Here is an 18,956-nt window from a genome sequence, read left to right as displayed (position 1 = left end):
GGTTTTTAGGTGAATAATATGCAAAGTCAAACCACGATTGCCGCAATTGCAACGCCACCTGGGCGTGGTGGTGTGGGCGTAATTCGCCTATCTGGACCTAAGGCTTATGAAATTGCTCAAAACCTGACACAAAAAAACTTGCCAGAAGCGCGTATGGCGGGTTTCCGTAAATTTTATGATGCTGATGGCAGTATTATGGATGAAGGGATTGTTCTATGCTTTCCCAATCCTCACTCGTTTACAGGTGAAGATGTTGTAGAGCTACAAGGTCACGGCGGTCCAGTCATCCAAAATGCCTTGCTTGGACGTCTATTTGAGCTTGGTGCAATTGCTGCAAAAGCCGGCGAATTTTCCATGCGTGCTTTTGAAAATGGCAAGATGGACTTGGTACAAGCGGAAGCGATTGCCGACTTGATTGATGCGACTTCGCAAGCTGCGGCACGCTCTGCGGTTCGCTCTTTACAAGGCGCTTTTTCAACAAAAATTAATACCGTTTTAGAAAAACTGATTCATTTACGCTTGCATGTTGAAGCAGCAATTGATTTTCCTGAAGAAGAAATCGATTTCTTAGCAGACGGTAAGATTTTAGCTTTACTTGAAGATGTTCAGCAGTCAGTACATGCCGTTCAAACCTCTGCACGACAAGGTCAATTACTCCGTGAAGGCTTGCAAGTCGTTATTGCGGGTAAACCAAATGCAGGTAAGTCGAGCTTGTTAAACGCACTAGCTGGCGTTGAACGCGCAATTGTGACCGATATTGCTGGTACAACTCGCGATGTTTTACATGAAAAAATTAGCTTAAATGGTCTACCAATCACCTTAACAGATACTGCGGGTCTTCGTGAAACAGGTGACATCGTTGAAAAAGAAGGGATTCGTCGTGCAATCAAAGAAATTGAACAAGCTGATTTGTTATTGCTGGTTTATGATTTAAACCAAGGTGATGACCCATTAAAACTCGCTCAAGAGTATTTTGCGGAACATATTGAACCGCGTCGTTTAATGTTAATTGGTAATAAATGCGATTTAACTGGTCAATTAGCTGAAATAAGCGATTTTCAAGGTTTCCGTCATATAACCGTTTCTGCAAAACAAGAGATGGGCGTACAAGGCCTCGTAGATGCGATTACAGCGCATGCAGGCTTCCACCCTGAGGAAGATACCTTTATTGCAAGAACACGTCATTTAGACGCAATGAAGCGCACACAGCTCTATCTTTCAGAAGCACGTGAGCAACTTGTTGTGTTTAACGCAGGTGAACTGGTTGCTGAGTCATTACGTCTTGCCCAAAATGCTTTAGGTGAAATTACCGGTGACTTTAGTGCCGATGACCTATTAGGCAAGATTTTTGGTTCATTCTGTATTGGAAAATAATTACAAAATTCTGAATGATGCACATGGCTGTGTCATTCAGTCACCTTGTTAACCGTATCTTTTTAGAACCTTTAAAAACTCATCTAGCTCATTTTGATCAACTTGTGCATCTTTGAGCACGTGATGATGTAAATGCTGTTCCATTAATTCACTCATCAAACCGTTTATTGCCCCTTTAATTGCAGCAACTTGTTGTAGTATTTCTATGCATGAAATATCTGGCTGTTCAACAGCATGCTCAATGCTGTTGATTTGTCCTTTTAGTCGTTTTACACGATTAAGTATTTTTTTATCCTGACCAATGTGACTCATCTGTGTTCTCTTGTATAATTCAATATACTGGTAGGGAGTATATTGGGTTTAAATATTATGCAGGATCATAGTGTATCACGTCATCATCAACATCAGTTTGATGAAGGAAATCCACTTGCACAAAAACGTATTTTGATTGCAACGATTTTAACGGCATCAATGATGGTGTTAGAAATATTCGGTGGATGGTTTTTCAATTCAATGGCACTTTTGGCTGATGGTTGGCATATGAGTTCCCATATGTTGGCTCTCGGTTTAGCCTATTTTGCCTATCGCGCGGCTCGTTATTATTCCAAAGATCGTCGGTTTAGTTTCGGAACTTGGAAAATCGAGATTTTAGCGGGTTATAGCAGTGCAATTTTGTTGATGGTTGTCGCCATTTTTATGGCGTTTCAGTCGATACAACGTTTATTTAATCCAGTTGAAATTTTTTATAATGAAGCGATTCCGATTGCAATTTTAGGTTTGGTCATTAACTTGATTTGCGCATGGTTACTTCACGATGATGGGCACCATCACCATCACCATCACCATCACCATCACCATCACCATCACCATCACCATCACGAGCATGACCATCACGAGCATGACCATCACGAGCATGACCATGGGCATCATCACCACGATTTAAACCAAAAAGCTGCATTTTTACATGTAGTTGCAGATGCAGTAACTTCTGTTTTTGCAATTATTGCGCTTTTCGCAGGTAAGTATTTCGGATGGGATTTTTTAGACGCACTTTTAGGAATTTTAGGTGCTATTTTGGTTGCAAAATGGTCTCTGGGATTAATGAAAGAGACAGGAAAAACCCTTTTAGACGCAGAAATGGATCATCCGGTAGTTGAAGAGATCCGTGAAGTCATTGCTGAGTTTCCTAAATATATTGAAATTACGGATATTCATGTCTGGAAAGTCGCGAAAGGTAAGTTTTCTTGTATTTTGGCACTCGAAACTGATGATATTTCTTTAACCGCAGATCAGATTCGTCATGCTTTGTCCATTCATGATGAAATCGTGCATATATCTGTAGAAATTAATACTCTAAAACCTATTTATGTTCCACGTGAAACATTGGCATAAATGAGTGGAAGTTTGGTTATAACTCGGTAATCAGTTCTGTTTTAAAAAGCTGAACTGATTAAAATGATCTCCTCTCCTACCTATGAGTCAGTTTTATGCTTAAAAAATTAGGAATATTGGCGTTATTTAGCCTAACTACAAGTGTGAGTTTCGCGAATGTAGATACTGTTAGGGAAAATATTAAAAAACAATATCCTAATTTGAAAATTAGCAATATTCAGAAAACTGAAATGCCTGGGCTATATAGTGCTAATCTTGATCAGCAAATCATTTATGTTGGTGAAGATGGGCAACATATGTTTGTAGGCTCTATGATTCGGTTAAAAGACCAAAAGAACTTAACCAAAGATCTGGTTTTAGGACAGAACTCAATTGATTGGAAACAACTGCCTTTAAAAGATGCGATTAAAAGAGTCAAAGGTAATGGCCAGCATGTTTTAGCAGTATTTTCTGATCCAAACTGCCCTTATTGTAAGCAGCTTGAACCTGAACTCGATAAGCTTAAAGATGTGACTATTTATACGTTCATCTATCCTTTAAAACCTCAGTCTATTGTGGTTTCTAGACAAGTTTGGTGTGCACCAAATCAATCTTACTCATGGAAAAAACTGATTCAGCAAGGTGTTAAACCAACAGTTACGAGCTGTGCAAACCCAATTGACCGTAATTTGGAATTAGGAAAAAAACTCGGCTTTAACGGCACCCCTACCCTAATTTTTGCGAATGGTTTCAAACTGGTTGGCGCACGTTCTGCTGAAGAAATTCAGGCCGTATGGAAAGAGTTAGGTCTTTAAAATAAATTAAAAAAAGCACCATAAGGTGCTTTTTTTACAAATGAATTAAGGTTTAGCTTTTTCGTGCAATCAAGTTGTAGATAAAAAGAATAACGATGGCACCAATCACGGATGCGATAAAGCCTGCAGCTGAGTTTTCGCCGTAAAGTCCAAGTAAACGACCACCATAAGTAGCTAGAAGTGAACCTGCAATACCAATCAAGGTAGTTACGATGAAACCTGCTTTATCATCCCCAGGATGCAAAGCACGAGCGATTAAGCCAGCAAAGAAACCAACTACAATAGCGACAATAAGTGACCACATATTTGTTCTCCAGTTGTTTTTTTGATGAAGTTAATGATTTTGCTTCATATTCTATCGTGCGGTAGAGCTGTCTATTTTGTCTGTAGCAGATTGCGACTTTTTGTGTCTTTTTTGTTCAAAGCTAAGGCTTTATATAAAAAAATAGCACCTTGCGGTGCTATTTCTCTGAAATTTATAAACCAATTTCACCAATAAATGGCAAGTGGCGATATTTTTGATCGTAGTCTAAGCCGTAACCCACAATGAATCTGTCTTCAACTTCAAAACCTAAAAATTTCACTTCAAGATCAATTTCACGGCGAGATGGTTTACTCACTAATGTGCAGAGTTGAATTGAATTTGGCTCGCGAGTTTGCAACATTTCAACGACTTTGCTTAAGGTATTGCCTGAGTCGATAATGTCTTCAACAACCAATACATCTTTACCGCGAATTTCACCGTCAAGATCTTTTAAGATTTTGACATCTCGACTTGAAGTCGTACCGCCGCCGTAGCTAGACACTGTCATGAAGTCGAGTTCATGCGGTTTAGTAATTGTACGGCACAAGTCTGCCATGAAAATAACAGAACCACGAAGTAGTCCAATAAGAACTAATTCTTTATCACTATTTGCATAGTGAGCGTTAATTTGCTCGCCGAGCTCTTTGACTTTTGCTTGAATTTCTTCGGTTGAAATCATGATGCTCATTGCAACAGTCATGGCAGATTCCTACAAGATATAAAAGAAAAAATAAAAAAGGTGTTGACCTGCAACACCTCGAAAATCTGAGTTAATGGTAAAATTTTAAAGCAAAATGATGTTTCATGCACCCTTTGATGGCTGTGAAATTTTATCATTTTGCGGATTATGTCGATCACGCTTTAATGCAAGAGCACATATTCCAAATAATAACAAAAACTTAACAATGCCTTTTTTATTTGGCTGTTTCTTTTTGATAAGCACGTTTTCCATAAATATAAGTCGCCTCAATATTACGGTCATCACCTAAAGTGAATAAAGCAAACAGCGAATCTTCAACAGTTTTGGATTTAGACTGGCGAAGTTGCTGTAATGCAGTTGGCTTAAGATTTAGTACCACAAAGTCTGCTTCTTTACCGACATTGAAGTTGCCTAACTGATCTTGCAAATCAAGCGCTTTTGCGCCGCCTAAAGTTGCATGATAGAGCGCTTCATAAGCTGAAAGTTTATCACCTTGTAACTGCTGAACCTTATAAGCCTCGTTAACGGTTTGCAGTAAACTAAATGATGTACCAGCACCGATATCTGTACCCAAGCCCACTTTCACTTGTTTTTCCCATGTTTTTTTCAATGGGAATAAACCACTGCCTAAGAACAGGTTTGATGTTGGACAAAATGCGATAGCCGATTGTGTATCATGCATACATTGCCATTCTTGATCTTCTAAGTGAACGCAATGAGCAAATACAGAACGTTTACCAGTCAGGCCATAATGTTGATAAACATCTAAATAGCCTGCTTGTTCTGGAAATAAAGATTTCACCCAAGCGATTTCATCTTTGTTTTCACTTAAATGGGTATGGACATACACATCTGGAAATTCTTGTTTTAACTGCCCTGCTCTTTCTAGCTGTTCAGGTGTAGACGTTGGTGCAAAACGTGGAGTAATCGCATAGAGAGCACGGCCCTTACCATGCCATTTCTCAATCAGTGCTTTGGTGTCGCTGTAAGCTGTTTCTGGCGTATCACAAAGCGCTTCAGGTGCATGGCGGTCCATGAGTACCTTACCAGCAATTAAACGCATCTGAACGTGTTCTGCGGCTTCAAATAAGGCATCAACAGACTCAGGATGAACCGTACAGAAAACCAGTGCTGTGGTTGTACCGTGTTTAAGTAGCTCTTGAACAAAGAACTGGGCAATTTCACTTGCATATGCTTTGTCCTGAAATTGAATTTCAGTTGGGAAAGTATAAGTATTGAGCCAGCTTAAAAGTTGTTCGCCGTATGCTCCAACCATTTCGGTTTGCGGGAAGTGAATATGGGTATCAATAAAGCCGGGTACAATCAATTGTTCTGGATAATGTTGAATCTCAACCCCAGCAGGTAGATGCGTCTGAGCGTCTTCCCATGCACCAAACCATTTGATTTTTCCATGTTCACTAACCAATACACCATCTTCCAAATAGCGCACTTGATTTGGAATATCTGTTGGCTCAGAGACGGTTTGCTGGATATCTAAAAAACGACCACGCACAACGGTGGTATTTGCGATCAATGACATGGAAAGCCTTTATATTTTCACTTTTTTCGATTGATTGTACCCCAGTTAGCCAATATTTAAACGGTATAACGTTTACTTAGTCCCCATTCAGCCAAAATCCGTCGATAAGTTGTTGATGAACGGTCTGCTTCAAAATGTGCTTCCATCATTAAATCAAGCGGCAGTTCTTCTGGCTTTTGTGATTCGACCATATCTTGGTCTTCGGCAAAAATTTGGGCATTAAATGCATATACCTTTTCTAAATCGCCTGTTTGGTCAAAGTTACGGGTGAGTGGAACAAATAAACGGGTTTTATTACTTGAGATAGGACAACAGGCATTCAAAATTTTTAAGACCCCACCTTCTGGAAAATCGACCGTGAGTACGGCTGAAAAAGGTGGATACACATCAAAGGTGCGCTTCCACAAAAAGCCTTCTGGCTCGAGATGTTTTAGTTCATGTGGATAATTACTGACATTACTGATATAGACCGTTTTTAAGCCATAGTCGGTACGTTCAGTGTGATATTTAGGGACGATAGGATTATCGCGATTCGCAAAGGCATTGTGATGTACCCACGCAAAATGAGCGACATCAATAAACCCTTCAAGTTGACGTCCACTAGAACCACCAATATCGACGAAAGGTGGTAAAATTGATTGATGCTCTGCGTGGTCCCAAGTATCTAATATAGGAATATTGGCTTTAGCAATATCACGACCATGAATACTGGTCCAAATGAGACCATATCTTTGTATAACTGGAAATTTGGTCAGAGAAAAACGATCAGAAATTTTAGTTAGTTCGGGCTGAGCTGGTATTTGGGTACATTTCCCTTCGGTGTTATAGCGTAGACCATGATAAGGACACACAATCTCCTCACCATCTACCCAACCTTTGGTTAAAGGCACCCCACGGTGTGGACAGATGTCTCGAACCAGATGAATTTCTCCACTTTCTGTTTTATATAACGCCATATTGACGTCTAGTAGAGTGACTCGTTGAGGTGCAGTAGAGACATCTTGAGTACATGCGACGGGATACCAGTGAGTAGATAAAATTTCCCAATCTTTTGCTTCAAAACTGCTGTTACACGGCATGGCAAGGGGCGTTAAAGTTGGAATCGCATTCATGGCATCACTCCTTAAAAAAATCAGGGCTCTCATGAGCCCTTAAAATCTAGGCTTTTTTCTTTTTAAGAGATGCAAAGAGCTTGCCAATATTGATTTTTAATTAAAGAAATAAGAATAAAATTATTAAATTACATAAGATTAAGTTATTATATTTTTGAATTTTTGTTCTAATTTAGCTTTAAAAACCAAAAATTATTATTCGCTATATATTTAAAATGCACTGATTGACTACATGGAAGGCACAATAAAAAAGCACCTAAAAAGTGCTTTTTAAAATACCTCTAGGCATTTATTACTCGACAAAATAATGTGCTGCAAAGTGAGCATCATTACCAATAATATCATAGCAATCTTCACGAATAGACATGCCGGCGCATTGATGTCCAACCATCCATAAACCGAGTGTAGGTAGTTGTCCTGAAAATAATGGGGTATCTACCCATTTCTGTGCGACATAACCGTATTTGTCATAGTCATCAAAATAAAAGCTACCAGAAGCCGTACCTTGGTCATGACCGTCTTGTAAAACTCGAATATTGGCCCCTTCCCTTGCCAAAATCGGCTTTTTCACCCATTTGCCAGACAAAGCTTGTTGCGGGTCATACGTATGGGTTTCAATCAACAATGGATGGTTTGGGTAACGCTTCCAAAGCTCAACCAAAATCGCTTTATTTGAAAGTAACATTTTCCAGCAGGGTTCAATCCACTGTGTTTGTGGGTGGATATATTGAGAAAATGCTTCTTCCCAGATCCATTCCCATGGGTAGAGCTTAAATATGTTTTGAATGGGTTGATTATGAAGATCAACAAAATCTTGCCCGTTCCAGCCTATGTTCTCCATAGAAAGCTCGGAAACTTGTAGATGAGCTTGATAAGCGGTATCCATTAAGTACTCTAAATTACCCCAGTCTTCCCTTCCAGCTTCCTGACAAGCAGCAAAATGCACATGGCTACCACGCGGTAAAATTGTTTTCCAGCGTTTAATCAGGTCTTCATGAATACTATTGAATTGATCTCGGTTTGCAATACCTGAGACTTGTTCTATCCACAGCCACTGCGCGACAGAGGCTTCGAGTAAGCCAGTCGGCGTGTCGGCGTTATATTCCAGCATTTTGATATTTCGCCCATCGTAAGCGAAATCAAAACGGCCATACAGCATAGGGGCATTTTGTTTCCATGAATGTTCAATATGGTTTATAGCGACTTGAGGAATTTGAAAACAAGCAGGATAGTCCCCGCGTTGAATGAGGTCTCCTACTACTGCTAAACACATCTGATGCAGTTCATTTGCTGCATCTTCAAGTTGTTCAATCTGCTTAAGGGTAAACTCATAAGCAACTCCTTCAGACCAGTAAATTGAGCCATCAAGAGAAGGTAAATTAAAATAATCAAAACCAATATTTTGATGCTCCACTTGCCAGTCTGGTCGTGGAGTAAATATTTTTCTTTTCATATTAAGTGAATGCCTAAAGACTTAGCCGCCGAAAGAAAAACCGCTACGGCCAAAACCACCACGAATTGGGGATGAAGAAGATGCGCTTTTCGCCGTACTTGAAATAATGGGGTGACCTACACTCAAATTGCTGTAAGGATGTAAGGTATTGCCGCGAAAAGAAACTTCCCGATTATTTCGATAATACGCAGGACCTAAATAGCGACCACCAACATAGCTAGAACCATGTCCACTGGAGCTATTTTCTTGTTTACATGTTTCATTATTCCAGTCGCGAGCACAGTCATATTGGTTGTTATATACGTCTTGTACTAAAGGACCATCATTATGGCTACATGCCGTGATTAATAGAGGGACAACGACAAGATTAATTTTTTTAGAACGCATGAGACTCCACACATTTTAATAAGTATGTTCGGCATAAAATACCGAATAGCTGTTATCTATTATGTTTCTGATTAGGAAAGATAAATTTTAAGTTGGCATATGATATTAATCTGTTTTTTTAAAGTACAGTCTATTTTGAAAATTTAGATAACAAGGCATCTCACGTGTAGATGCCTTGTTGTGATGAATTAAGACTGCAATTGCTTTTTGTTGTGTCGTAAAGAGAGGTAAGCAGTGATTGCTAACACTATGACGATAAAGCTTAATGAGATCCAGATAGGCATGTGGAATACATCAAGCAACAACATTTTCGCACCAATGAACAATAAAATGATGCCTAAGCCGTATGGTAAGTAATGCAATTTAGTCGCAGCGCCAGCAAGCAAAAAGAACATTGCGCGTAAACCTAAAATTGCCATTAAGTTCGCTGTTAAAACAATAAACGGGTCGCTAGTTACCGCAAAAATAGCAGGAATAGAATCTACTGCGAAAATCACGTCTGAAGCTTCAACCAGAATCAAAACTAGAAATAACGGCGTTGCCCACAATAAACCGTTTTGACGTACAAAGAATTTGTCACCTTCAAGCTGTGGTGTAATACGCATATGGTTACGTAACCATTTTAAGAGCTTGATATCTTCAATATTGGTTTCTTCATCTTGGCCTTTTAAGAACTTAAAGCCTGTATATACCAAGAACGCACCGAAGATATAAAGTACCCAAGAAAACTCTTGAACGAACCATGCACCAATAAAAATAAAGAGGGTACGCAGTACGATGGCACCTAATACGCCGTAGAGCAAAATTTTACGTTGTAGTGCAGCTGGAATAGCAAACGCTGCGAAAATCATTAACCAGACGAAAACATTGTCAATTGCGAGGGATTTTTCGAGTAAGTAACCCGCAAAGTATTCCATTGTTTTTTGGTTGGCTAAGGTCACCCCAACTGTTTGTTGTAGGTAAAGCCATAAACCACCACCAAATAAAGCTGCGACGCTTACCCACGCTACACTCCAGTAAGCAGCTTGCTTAATTGAGACATCCTGACCTTGCTTTTGCTTAAAGCCTAAAAAGTCAATCAGGAGCATCACAATGACTATGCCAAAGAATGCTATGTACAGCCATAAATTACCGATTGTTTCCATAAATCCTCCATACATCCGGCAATTGGGCATAAAAAAACCTCGACCAGTTGCCAGATGAATAAACATCTGTATCAACATGATCAAGGTCTTGCCTACATCATGAATTTCACGATGCTCAGATACCGACTTTTTAATAAAAGCGTATTGACGATATCTGACACATAACATTGCTGTTATGTTTGGAGGAGGCTACTCCCCTTGTCAAACTAAATTCTGTTTTGGATAAAACATATCCAAGTCCACATAGAATGGCAGATTTTTTTGTATTACGCAACTGAACTTAATGTCGTGGTTTGAATGCAAAAAAAGATCTATAGGTTATTTAATTAAACCGCGGTCTAAAAGTGGTTTGCAGATAATCTGATAAATATGAATACAGAATGCCGTCAAACTTGTACCGTAAGCATTCCAGAAGTAATAACCTGCTGTATTGACTAGTAGTGCGACTATAAAAGCCCCTAACATGTCTAAAGGGAAATGCACACCTAAATAAATACGTGACCACGCCACTACAAATGACAAAAATAAAAGGATGTTTCCAATTATTTTGCGCTGAGCAAACAAATAAGATAAAGCAATGGTGCTGAAAATCAGCATATGATTACTTGGAAAAGATGCCGTTGGTGCATGTTCAATAAAAGTCGTACCCACACCCATGACAAACGGTCTTGCGTGATGGTAAAACAGAGAAATAACGTAACCGACTAAAAGTGATACGCAGGTTAAAAAGACAGATTTAATGACCCTATTTTTTAAATCTTGATCGCCATAAAACCATAAAAATGTAAGGATGAATAAGAGAATATAGAGGAGATCATTAGCAAAAAAGATAGCAAGACGAATGATAAATTGACTCGCATCCTGAGCCCCATTAATCACATGGAATAAGCTAAGGTTGAGTGTTTCTAAAGACATTCATATTCCAAACAAGAACAAAAACGTGAGCTATGATAAAGAATTAAGCTTAAGGTCTTGATAAAGAATTGTCACAAAAATGAAATATAGTTTGTTTGTGAGTAAAGATTAAACAGCAGGTCTAGATAATTTTTAATGCGTGTTCTGGGTGTTAATATTAAAGTGTTAACGTGTTGGCACTTTATTCGAGAACGTTATTTTATGACTACTCAAGAAAAACAGAAAAAATTAAGCTTGAGGCCCCTATCCCCAAGAGATCCTGATCAGCAGCATAGAGCAGCGACTCCACTCGAATTATTGTTCGATTTAATTTTTGTGGTCGCGATTGCAACAGCGGGTCAGCAGTTACATCATGCAATTATTGAAAATCACCTCTGGCATGCATTACCAAGCTACCTGATGGTATTTTTTGCGCTGTGGTGGGCATGGATGAATTTTTCATGGTTTGCTTCGGCTTACGATAACGATGATGCATTGTATCGGTGCCTTACCTTTGTACAGATTGTAGGGTCATTGGTGATGGCAGCGGGTATCCCTGATGTATTTCGTAGTCAGGATTTTGATGTAATCATTATCGGTTATGTGATCATGCGCATGGCCTTAGTGACTCAGTGGCTCAGAGCAGCAAAACATGATCCTGAACGGCGAGTTACGGCTTATCGCTATGCAATAGGTATAGTCTTAGTACAAATTGGCTGGCTTGTCGCTAACTTTGCTCATGTACTTTCAATACCTCTATTTTTATTTCTGGTTGTAGTGGAATTATTTGTTCCAATCTATGCAGAAAAATATTCGCCAACGCCGTGGCATCCTCATCATATTGTAGAACGTTATGCCCTACTCACAATTATTGTGTTGGGTGAGTCGATTGTCGGCAGTTTTAATGCCATACGTGATGCTTTAGCCGCTCAGTCAATGAATATCCCTGCTATTTTCTTAATGGTCGGTGGATTGATGTTAATGTTTGCGATGTGGTGGGCTTATTTTGACCGTAGTGAACAACACCATCATGTTAAAGGTGTGCGCCCATTTGTTTGGGGATACGGTCATTATTTTGTTTTTGTCAGTATTGCTGCGGTAGGTGCTGCGCTTGCTGCTGCCGTGGATGTTACAACTCATCATGCGCATATTTCTGATTTATATATGGGAATAGTTGTTGCGGTGAGTGTAGTGCTTTATACCACCTGTATTTGGATACTTTATGAGTTCCAATGCTTATCGGGAATCACGAAATGGTTTTATCCAATCACAGCGCTCATTATTTTATGTATTCCGTTTATTTGTAATAACGTGGGATATAGCGTTTTTGCGATGGGCATTGTCTATAGTTTACGTTTAATGGTTTCTAATAAATTTATGGCCAATATAGAGCCAGAAAAGCTTTAAAAGTCATTGATAAAAAAAATGGGTTTCAATTTGAAACCCATTTTTTTATTGAATCATCTAAAGCGAAATTTAAGCAGCTTTTGCTTTTAATGCGCTCATGAGTTTTTGATGTAAGCCACCAAAGCCACCATTAGACATAATCACAACGGCATCGCCCTCACCTGCTTCATTGACAATACGCTCAATAATTTCATCAAGTGAACGGCTCACTTGAGCATGGTTAGAAGCAGCTTCAATCACTGGTTGTAAATCCCAATCTAAGCCTTCTGGCTGATACCAGATCACTTCGTCTGCTAAGCGTGCTGAATGTGCCAAGCCATCTTTGTGACTGCCCATACGCATCGTGTTTGAACGTGGTTCAATAATGGCCCATAAACGGCGTTCACCTAAGCGTTTGCGTGCGCCATCTAAAGTTGTGTCAATTGCTGTTGGATGGTGAGCGAAGTCGTCATAAACCTCAATACCATTGACTGTACCGAGTAACTCCATACGACGTTTCACACCGCCAAAATTAGACAAAGCTTCACAAGCTTGTTCAAGCGTAACACCTACATGTTGAGCGGCTGCAATGGTTGCCAAAGCATTTGCTACACTATGTTGCCCTGTCATGCTCCATTTCACTTCGCCAACGACATTGCCATTCTCGAGGACTTTAAAATGGCTGCCATCAATTGAAATGAGTTCGGCAGAGAGAGCAGCTTTTTCATTTGCTTCTAGACTTGTACGAATTACTGGTGTCCAGCAACCCATTTCAAGCACTTCATCAATATGCGTTTCAGTAATTGGCCCAATAATACGGCCTTCACTTGGAATGGTACGCACAAGATGATGGAACTGCTTTTGAATCGCTGCTAGGTCATCAAAAATATCGGCATGGTCAAATTCAAGGTTATTTAAAATCGCCGTCTTTGGGTGATAGTGAACAAACTTAGAACGTTTATCAAAGAAAGCAGAGTCATATTCATCGGCTTCAACACAGAAGTATTTACCACCGCCTAAACGAGCACTTTCACTAAAACCAAGTGGAACACCACCAATTAAAAAGCCCGGATTTAAACCAGCTTGGTCAAGTACCCAAGCTAACATGGTCGTAGTTGTTGTTTTCCCGTGAGTACCTGCGACACCAAGTACATGTTTACCTTGTAAAACATGATCGGCGAGGAACTGTGGACCAGAAATATATGGCAGGCCTTCGTTTAGCATATATTCAACAGCATCAATACCACGTTTCATGGCATTGCCGACAATAACCAAGTCCGGATGAGGCTGTAAATCACTACGGTCATAGCCTTGCATGAGTGTAATGCCTGCATTTTCTAACTGGGTAGACATCGGTGGGTAAACGTTTAAATCGGAACCAGTTACCTTATGTCCTAAATCACGAGCCAAAAGTGCTAAAGAGCCCATAAAAGTGCCACAAATACCCAAGATATGCAGATGCATTGCTCGCCTTCTCCACTGCTTTTGTACACAACATTAAAATGAATTGCTGTGTGTGCATTATTGATAAATTTGCCAGCAACGATAGCAAGGCTAAACTCGAAAAGATAGTCAAAAATCGTTGTTGTTCTATGTGTTTGAGACCCTAATAAAACTACAGCTTTATTTTTTAGATTTAAGCTGAATTACAGTTTTATCTTTTATAATGTTTTGTATCGTTAAAATACTTAAATCATCGTGATGATGAAGGATGTGCCTTTGAGCCCAACGGTTTTAGCTTTTACGCTATTAATTATTTCTAACTGCTTTATGACACTTGCATGGTATGGGCATCTTAAATTTTTGCACCACGCTCCACTTTGGCAAGCGATTCTATTCGGTTGGATTATTGCCTTACTTGAATATAGTTTTATGATTCCAGCCACTCGTATGCTAAGTGCACAAGGCTGGTTACTCGGTGAAATGAAGATCACTCAGGAAGTGGTTACATTGGTCGTGTTTGTACCTTTTATGATTTTCTTGTTTAAGCAACCCTTTAAACTCGATTACTTATGGGCGATGTTATGCCTATTTGGTTGTGTTTATTTCGTATTTAGAAGCCAGTAAGCTCCTATGGCTTGTGAATTAAATGATTTATTCTATTTAATAACAAGCCATAGTTAGTAGACATAACTATTTATTTAGCTGAATACTTACATGCTTTTTTTAGAATTTTAGAAAATTGCTGATCTCTTGGCGTTGGGTCTTCATAGTCAAAAGCATAATTACTGTCTGTTGTAGTTAAACTTAAGGCGCCATCAGGCTCAAAATTAGACATGGCAAAACCATAGGTCTGATCGTCACAGTAAATGCGATATTCAGTAATTGAATATAAATTTCCTACTTCAGTTGCTCCAAGATAATAACCAGTCATCAGAACTGGTTCTCTCTCATCAGTAGCAGATGTTCCAGTAACAATAAATTTCTCTTGGACTTTACCAGTTAATGCTCCACTTTTGATTTCTCCATTATAACCTTTTTCTTTATTTAAAGTTTTAATGGTTTTTTGAAACTCATCGATGTTTAAATTTACTAAAGCCGCGTAACTCGTTGTTGTGCAAAGTGTGAGTGTTAGGACTCCAAGAAATTTTTTCATTATTAAGCTCTTATTGATTTGATTAAGCGCGTTATATTAATAAAAATTGAGAATGTGTCACTGTTAAAGCATGACATTTTTTGATGATATTAAAAATATTCGCAGAGCTAGTCAGTTAAATTTTCGTGAGATGAAAAATCAGTCTATAATAATGGGCTTCCGAACCATTTAAAACTTGGCTCTCGTCGAGATTTATCTTCTTTTACTTTTGTCTCTGGAACATTAGCAATGAATGCGGCCGCAGCACAAGACGCTCAACCTCTCGTTGGAATTATTATGGGTTCTCAATCTGATTGGGCAACTCTCGAAAACACAGCCAATATGCTTAAACAGCTTGGTGTCCCATTTGAAGCGGAAGTGGTATCTGCTCATCGTACTCCAGATCGTTTATTTGAATATGCAGAAACTGCACGTGATCGCGGTATTCAAGTGATTATTGCCGGTGCAGGCGGTGCAGCGCATTTACCTGGAATGTGTGCCGCAAAAACTGATTTACCTGTTTTAGGTGTGCCAGTTAAATCATCAATTTTAAATGGTGTAGATTCTTTGCTTTCAATCGTACAAATGCCAGCAGGTATTGCAGTGGGTACTTTGGCGATTGGTCCAGCTGGTGCGACGAATGCAGCAATTATGGCTGCACAAATCTTAGGTTTAACTCGTCCTGAAATCGCAAAAAATGTTGCTGATTTCCGTGCTGCGCAAACTGATAAAGTGGCAAGCAAAAATATTCCGGGTCAGGTGTAAGAGGCTGAGATGGATAAAACTATCGGTATTTTTGGTGGTGGGCAACTGGGCCGTATGATGGCTCAAGCAGCGTTACCATTAAATATTCAATGTACTTTTTTTGAAGCAAATACAGATTGTCCAGCAGGTGTTTTAGGCCAAGTCTTTTCTAGCCAAGATGAGCAAGGCTTAAAGCAGTTTATTGAAAGTGCTGATGTTTTCAGTCTTGAGTTTGAAAATACACCCGTTGAAGATGTGGATGTTTTAACACAAACCAAAACATTGCACCCTCCCCGTGTTGCTTTAGCGACTGCGCAAAATCGTTTGTCAGAAAAAGCATTGTTTGATGAGCTTACTATTCCTGTTGCGCCGTATCGTGCTGTAGATAGCTTAGAAAGCTTGAAAAAGGCTGTTGCTGAGCTTGGTTTACCGATTGTACTTAAGACTGCAACTGGTGGATATGACGGTAAAGGTCAGTTTGTACTTCGTTCAGAAGACCAGATTGATACTGCTTGGGCTGAACTTGGTCCTGCAAAAAGTCTAGTTGCTGAAAGCTTTGTTAAATTCTCTCGTGAAGTTTCAATTATTGCGGTGCGCGGCCAAAATGGTGAGGTAAAAACTTGGCCACTGGCTGAAAATCACCACCATAATGGTATTTTATCGCATTCAATTGTTCCAGCACCGAATAGCGAAGCTTTGCAACCTGTGGCTCAAGACTACATTACTCGTTTGTTGAATCACCTTAACTATGTAGGTGTGTTAACTCTAGAGCTATTTGTGACAGAACAAGGCTTATGTGCAAATGAGATGGCACCGCGAGTGCATAACTCAGGTCATTGGTCCATTGAAGGCGCTGTTTGTTCTCAGTTTGAAAACCACATTCGAGCTGTTGCAGGACTACCATTGGGTTCAACAGATGTTGTTCGCCCAACGGTTATGATCAATATTATTGGTCAGCATCCTAAAACTGAGGATGTACTTGCCTTAAATGGTGCTCATCTTCATCTTTATAATAAGTCTGAACGTGCTGGCCGTAAGTTAGGCCATATCACTTTAATGCCTGTGGATAGTAATGAATTGACGAATTTATGCCGTCAATTAGCAGAAATTTTGCCAGAACCACTCGCTTTAACAGCAGATATGACCCTCTAAAGCATTTCTAATTCTAAAAAAAGCGATCTTCGGATCGCTTTTTTTATCTTTTAAATTTAAAAAATAATAAATCCTGAGTAATTTCTTGTTTGTGGATAACTTTTTATAGGAATTTTTGAATTTAAATATTGATGGTATTTTTTAAATTTAAAAAGTGAAGCTTGATTATTTTGAATTTAAAGTTAGTTATCCACAAGAGAGTTTGATTTGTAGCTGATGATAGAGCTCATGTTTTTTGAATTCAAAACTAGTGGTGTTTGCTGAAGTGTTTTAAATTTAAAATAACGCGGTAAGTTTGAATTTAAAAATATAGATTGTTTGGTTGATTGGATTTTTCGTGTCATCAAGAATAATGAAATATAGAATGGAATCAATAAATAGTGCTGTTTTTGCTCGATTGTGGATAAGTTTATCCACAGAAACGCCTGCGTGATAGTTTAAATTTAAAGAAGTACTTTTGAATTTAAACTTGAGTATCGTTTTTGAATTCAAAAACAATAATTTTGATCTAGAGAATTTTAAATTCAAAAATAAAGTAGAAAATTTGAATTTAAAACATGGGAAATGAATTTAAAGTAGAGATTATGAATTCAAATTTACGTTTTCTCTCTGAAATTTTGGACTCATAATGGTATGGTACTTACAAATTTAAATTTAAAAATCGAACTAGGATAATATGCGACGTTTTTCTTGTATTGTTGGCTCTGTATTTTTAGCGATGACTCAGGCTCAAGCAGAGCTCGTAATTAATGGTTCTACAATATCTAGCAGTGCTACTGTTCCAGTAGTGACGAGTGAAGATTATACGCCTAATAATAATTTCCAAAGCTGTTTGGCAAATTTACGTTCTCAAGCAATTGCTGCTGGAGTATCTGGTACAACTTATGATCGTTATACCCAAAACTTGACCCCAGATTATTCAGTTATTGATAAATTAAACTATCAACCAGAATTTTCGACACCAATTTGGGATTATCTTTCTGGTCTAGTTGATGAAGAGCGCGTTGAGCTTGGTAAACAAAAACTGGCGCAACATCGAGATGTTTTAAACCGTGCTTCTCAAACCTACGGTGTGCCGCCGGAAACAATTGTAGCAGTGTGGGGTGTCGAAAGTAATTTTGGTGATATTTCTGGAAAATATCCTTTATTACAAGCACTCGGCACTTTAAGTTGTGAAGGGCGTCGACAAAGTTATTTCCGCACTGAGTTTTTTGCCACTATGCGTATTTTACAACGTGGTGACTTAACCGAAGACCAACTGAAAGGTTCATGGGCTGGAGCATTTGGTCATACTCAATTTATGCCATCTACTTATGAACGTTTAGCTGTTGATTTTGATGGAGATGGTCGTCGAGATTTAGTGTCGAGTACAGCTGATGCACTGGCTTCAACAGCTAATTTCTTAAATAAAGCAGGTTGGCAAACCGGAATGCCATGGGGTTTTGAAGTAAAAGTGCCCCAAGGTATGTCAATTGATGGAGAAGGGCGACGTTCAAAGAAATCTTTAAATAGTTGGAGTGCACGAGGCGTTACTCGAATTGATGGTTCTCCACTTGTCCAAGGGGCTTTATCTAGCAGTACTTCAGCAGGTTTAATGGCACCTGCAGGTGTAAATGGTCCAGTATTTTTAGTATTTAAGAATTTTGATGCTATCTACAGCTATAACGCTGCGGAAAGCTATGGACTTGCGATTGCACATTTATCTGATCGTTTAAAAGGTGCTGGTCCATTTGTTGCGTCTTGGCCAACTGATGATCCGGGAACTTCACGTGCAGAACGTCGTGAAATCCAACAGTTTTTGATTAATCGTGGCTATGATATTGGTGCAGTTGACGGCCTTATTGGAGATAAAACCCGTGTAGCTATTCGTCAAGAACAAACTCGTTTAGGTTTAAATCCAACAGGACGGGCAGGGCAGCAAATTTTACGTGCATTCCGTCAAGAACAAGCTCAAAAAATGATGCAATAAACTAGAAATAATAAAAAAGGTCTGCTCATGCAGAC

At 39.1% G+C, this 18,956-nt stretch carries 19 protein-coding genes; 8 read left to right on the top strand and 11 right to left on the bottom strand.

Annotated features, from left to right (window positions below):
- Window positions 1-18: 18 nt before the first annotated feature.
- Complete coding sequence (gene mnmE / locus MKL33_RS17735; RefSeq protein ID WP_009392881.1) at window positions 19-1,374, top strand: tRNA uridine-5-carboxymethylaminomethyl(34) synthesis GTPase MnmE; 1,356 nt, start codon at window positions 19-21, stop codon at window positions 1,372-1,374.
- A gap of 48 nt (window positions 1,375-1,422) precedes the next feature.
- Here mnmE and MKL33_RS17730 read toward each other — a convergent pair whose 3' ends face one another.
- Window positions 1,423-1,686: a metal/formaldehyde-sensitive transcriptional repressor gene (locus tag MKL33_RS17730; RefSeq protein WP_002115414.1), complete on the bottom strand. Its 264-nt coding sequence runs from the start codon at window positions 1,684-1,686 to the stop codon at window positions 1,423-1,425.
- Between the two features lie 57 nt (window positions 1,687-1,743).
- Here MKL33_RS17730 and dmeF point away from each other — a divergent pair, with 57 nt between their 5' ends.
- Window positions 1,744-2,766 carry a CDF family Co(II)/Ni(II) efflux transporter DmeF gene (gene dmeF, locus MKL33_RS17725; RefSeq protein WP_270907454.1) on the top strand — a complete coding sequence of 341 codons (1,023 nt, stop codon included), beginning with the start codon at window positions 1,744-1,746 and terminating at the stop codon, window positions 2,764-2,766.
- 95 nt (window positions 2,767-2,861) lie between these two features.
- Complete coding sequence (locus MKL33_RS17720; RefSeq protein WP_270907453.1) at window positions 2,862-3,560, top strand: DsbC family protein; 699 nt, start codon at window positions 2,862-2,864, stop codon at window positions 3,558-3,560.
- A gap of 52 nt (window positions 3,561-3,612) precedes the next feature.
- On the opposite strand, the gene MKL33_RS17715 is transcribed toward MKL33_RS17720, so the two are convergent.
- The 8 genes from MKL33_RS17715 to MKL33_RS17680 form a co-directional block, all read right to left on the bottom strand.
- Entirely contained in the window at window positions 3,613-3,864 is a 252-nt protein-coding gene (locus MKL33_RS17715) for a GlsB/YeaQ/YmgE family stress response membrane protein (RefSeq protein ID WP_002115476.1), read from the bottom strand.
- Between the two features lie 172 nt (window positions 3,865-4,036).
- Entirely contained in the window at window positions 4,037-4,564 is a 528-nt protein-coding gene (gene hpt, locus MKL33_RS17710; RefSeq protein ID WP_002115408.1) for a hypoxanthine phosphoribosyltransferase, read from the bottom strand.
- Between the two features lie 214 nt (window positions 4,565-4,778).
- Entirely contained in the window at window positions 4,779-6,104 is a 1,326-nt protein-coding gene (gene guaD / locus MKL33_RS17705) for a guanine deaminase (RefSeq protein ID WP_238517632.1), read from the bottom strand.
- Window positions 6,105-6,160: 56 nt separating this feature from the next.
- Complete coding sequence (locus MKL33_RS17700) at window positions 6,161-7,216, bottom strand: aromatic ring-hydroxylating oxygenase subunit alpha (RefSeq protein WP_270907452.1); 1,056 nt, start codon at window positions 7,214-7,216, stop codon at window positions 6,161-6,163.
- Window positions 7,217-7,508: 292 nt separating this feature from the next.
- Window positions 7,509-8,669 (bottom strand): glutathionylspermidine synthase family protein, encoded by a 1,161-nt coding sequence (locus MKL33_RS17695; protein WP_270907451.1) that lies wholly within the window; start codon window positions 8,667-8,669, stop codon window positions 7,509-7,511.
- 21 nt (window positions 8,670-8,690) lie between these two features.
- Window positions 8,691-9,056, bottom strand: a complete 366-nt coding sequence (locus tag MKL33_RS17690; protein WP_270907450.1) for a hypothetical protein — start codon at window positions 9,054-9,056, stop codon at window positions 8,691-8,693.
- A 188-nt stretch (window positions 9,057-9,244) separates the two neighbouring features.
- Complete coding sequence (locus tag MKL33_RS17685; RefSeq protein WP_000447689.1) at window positions 9,245-10,201, bottom strand: TerC family protein; 957 nt, start codon at window positions 10,199-10,201, stop codon at window positions 9,245-9,247.
- A 318-nt stretch (window positions 10,202-10,519) separates the two neighbouring features.
- Window positions 10,520-11,116 (bottom strand): undecaprenyl-diphosphatase, encoded by a 597-nt coding sequence (locus MKL33_RS17680; protein ID WP_270907449.1) that lies wholly within the window; start codon window positions 11,114-11,116, stop codon window positions 10,520-10,522.
- Between the two features lie 135 nt (window positions 11,117-11,251).
- Between MKL33_RS17680 and MKL33_RS17675 the strand changes: the two genes are divergently transcribed.
- The gene (locus MKL33_RS17675) at window positions 11,252-12,502 is read left to right on the top strand and encodes a low temperature requirement protein A (protein WP_046812934.1); all 1,251 of its coding nucleotides are present in this window, start codon (window positions 11,252-11,254) and stop codon (window positions 12,500-12,502) included.
- A gap of 69 nt (window positions 12,503-12,571) precedes the next feature.
- Here the strand turns inward: MKL33_RS17675 and mpl are convergent, their stop codons facing one another.
- Window positions 12,572-13,945: a UDP-N-acetylmuramate:L-alanyl-gamma-D-glutamyl-meso-diaminopimelate ligase gene (gene mpl / locus MKL33_RS17670; protein WP_270907448.1), complete on the bottom strand. Its 1,374-nt coding sequence runs from the start codon at window positions 13,943-13,945 to the stop codon at window positions 12,572-12,574.
- Between the two features lie 240 nt (window positions 13,946-14,185).
- Between mpl and MKL33_RS17665 the strand changes: the two genes are divergently transcribed.
- Window positions 14,186-14,548 carry a DMT family protein gene (locus MKL33_RS17665; RefSeq protein WP_075384089.1) on the top strand — a complete coding sequence of 121 codons (363 nt, stop codon included), beginning with the start codon at window positions 14,186-14,188 and terminating at the stop codon, window positions 14,546-14,548.
- Between the two features lie 70 nt (window positions 14,549-14,618).
- On the opposite strand, the gene MKL33_RS17660 is transcribed toward MKL33_RS17665, so the two are convergent.
- Window positions 14,619-15,077, bottom strand: coding sequence for a hypothetical protein (locus MKL33_RS17660; protein WP_057106702.1), 459 nt, complete (start codon window positions 15,075-15,077; stop codon window positions 14,619-14,621).
- A gap of 228 nt (window positions 15,078-15,305) precedes the next feature.
- Between MKL33_RS17660 and purE the strand changes: the two genes are divergently transcribed.
- The 3 genes from purE (at window position 15,306) to MKL33_RS17645 (ending at window position 18,921) form a co-directional block, all read left to right on the top strand.
- A complete protein-coding gene (gene purE / locus MKL33_RS17655) occupies window positions 15,306-15,821 on the top strand; it encodes a 5-(carboxyamino)imidazole ribonucleotide mutase (RefSeq protein WP_002115451.1) in 516 nt (171 codons plus the stop codon).
- A gap of 9 nt (window positions 15,822-15,830) precedes the next feature.
- Window positions 15,831-16,952, top strand: coding sequence for a 5-(carboxyamino)imidazole ribonucleotide synthase (locus MKL33_RS17650; protein WP_032038269.1), 1,122 nt, complete (start codon window positions 15,831-15,833; stop codon window positions 16,950-16,952).
- A 676-nt stretch (window positions 16,953-17,628) separates the two neighbouring features.
- Complete coding sequence (locus MKL33_RS17645; RefSeq protein ID WP_213072897.1) at window positions 17,629-18,921, top strand: lytic murein transglycosylase; 1,293 nt, start codon at window positions 17,629-17,631, stop codon at window positions 18,919-18,921.
- Window positions 18,922-18,956: the final 35 nt, after the last annotated feature.

It is taken from the genome of Acinetobacter sp. AOR43_HL (assembly GCF_027854635.1).
Taxonomy (GTDB): Bacteria; Pseudomonadota; Gammaproteobacteria; order Pseudomonadales; family Moraxellaceae; genus Acinetobacter; species Acinetobacter pittii.
Note: the sequence above shows the minus strand (reverse complement) of the source record. Positions and strands in the feature narration are given on the sequence as shown.

Excerpts from the sequence above, each read along its gene's own strand:
- hpt (WP_002115408.1), bottom strand. The coding sequence starts at position 4,564 with ATGACTGTTGCAATGAGCATCATGATTTCAACCGAAGAAATTCAAGCA.
- MKL33_RS17650 (WP_032038269.1), top strand. The coding sequence starts at position 15,831 with ATGGATAAAACTATCGGTATTTTTGGTGGTGGGCAACTGGGCCGTATG.
- MKL33_RS17720 (WP_270907453.1), top strand. The coding sequence starts at position 2,862 with ATGCTTAAAAAATTAGGAATATTGGCGTTATTTAGCCTAACTACAAGT.
- MKL33_RS17660 (WP_057106702.1), bottom strand. The coding sequence starts at position 15,077 with ATGAAAAAATTTCTTGGAGTCCTAACACTCACACTTTGCACAACAACG.
- mnmE (WP_009392881.1), top strand. The coding sequence starts at position 19 with ATGCAAAGTCAAACCACGATTGCCGCAATTGCAACGCCACCTGGGCGT.
- guaD (WP_238517632.1), bottom strand. The coding sequence starts at position 6,104 with ATGTCATTGATCGCAAATACCACCGTTGTGCGTGGTCGTTTTTTAGAT.
- MKL33_RS17645 (WP_213072897.1), top strand. The coding sequence starts at position 17,629 with ATGCGACGTTTTTCTTGTATTGTTGGCTCTGTATTTTTAGCGATGACT.
- mpl (WP_270907448.1), bottom strand. The coding sequence starts at position 13,945 with ATGCATCTGCATATCTTGGGTATTTGTGGCACTTTTATGGGCTCTTTA.
- MKL33_RS17695 (WP_270907451.1), bottom strand. The coding sequence starts at position 8,669 with ATGAAAAGAAAAATATTTACTCCACGACCAGACTGGCAAGTGGAGCAT.
- MKL33_RS17680 (WP_270907449.1), bottom strand. The coding sequence starts at position 11,116 with ATGTCTTTAGAAACACTCAACCTTAGCTTATTCCATGTGATTAATGGG.
- MKL33_RS17665 (WP_075384089.1), top strand. The coding sequence starts at position 14,186 with ATGAAGGATGTGCCTTTGAGCCCAACGGTTTTAGCTTTTACGCTATTA.
- MKL33_RS17690 (WP_270907450.1), bottom strand. The coding sequence starts at position 9,056 with ATGCGTTCTAAAAAAATTAATCTTGTCGTTGTCCCTCTATTAATCACG.
- purE (WP_002115451.1), top strand. The coding sequence starts at position 15,306 with ATGAATGCGGCCGCAGCACAAGACGCTCAACCTCTCGTTGGAATTATT.
- MKL33_RS17730 (WP_002115414.1), bottom strand. The coding sequence starts at position 1,686 with ATGAGTCACATTGGTCAGGATAAAAAAATACTTAATCGTGTAAAACGA.
- MKL33_RS17700 (WP_270907452.1), bottom strand. The coding sequence starts at position 7,216 with ATGAATGCGATTCCAACTTTAACGCCCCTTGCCATGCCGTGTAACAGC.
- MKL33_RS17715 (WP_002115476.1), bottom strand. The coding sequence starts at position 3,864 with ATGTGGTCACTTATTGTCGCTATTGTAGTTGGTTTCTTTGCTGGCTTA.
- dmeF (WP_270907454.1), top strand. The coding sequence starts at position 1,744 with ATGCAGGATCATAGTGTATCACGTCATCATCAACATCAGTTTGATGAA.
- MKL33_RS17675 (WP_046812934.1), top strand. The coding sequence starts at position 11,252 with ATGCGTGTTCTGGGTGTTAATATTAAAGTGTTAACGTGTTGGCACTTT.
- MKL33_RS17685 (WP_000447689.1), bottom strand. The coding sequence starts at position 10,201 with ATGGAAACAATCGGTAATTTATGGCTGTACATAGCATTCTTTGGCATA.